Origin of the sequence: Xenorhabdus bharatensis, from assembly GCF_037996705.1 — a bacterium.
Lineage (GTDB): Bacteria > Pseudomonadota > Gammaproteobacteria > Enterobacterales > Enterobacteriaceae > Xenorhabdus > Xenorhabdus bharatensis.
In genome coordinates, this window is sequence record NZ_JBBMXG010000083.1 from 1 (window position 1) to 317 (window position 317).

Consider the following 317-nt stretch of genomic DNA (forward strand, 5'->3'; position numbering starts at 1 on the left):
AGTAATATCTTTGGCTTTGGCTACTCACATGCCAATTTTTTCAACAGCTACTTCGGAGCCTAATCTCATGACAAAAACATTTAAAGTTCCCTTTGCAGCGCAGGGAGATAGAGTTTCTATTCCTGATCAGCCTCGAGAAGATGGTACTGTTTCATATGCTCAAGGTTATGGTAGTGGATATGGACTTGATCCAAACGAAGATCCTGCTGCAATGAATATCGAACGTGAAAAGATGAATGGTATTTTCCACGATATTACCGAAGCCGTGGGAGATATCCAGACCTTTGGCGCGGCGCAATGGACAATGGAGGGCCAAC

The 317-nt window shown here is 43.8% G+C and carries 1 pseudogene; it reads left to right on the plus strand.

Features of this window, described 5'->3' with window-relative positions:
* Positions 1-67 precede the first annotated feature (67 nt).
* Positions 68-317 (plus strand): annotated as a pseudogene (locus AAC855_RS21315) (phage baseplate protein); the annotation flags it as partial.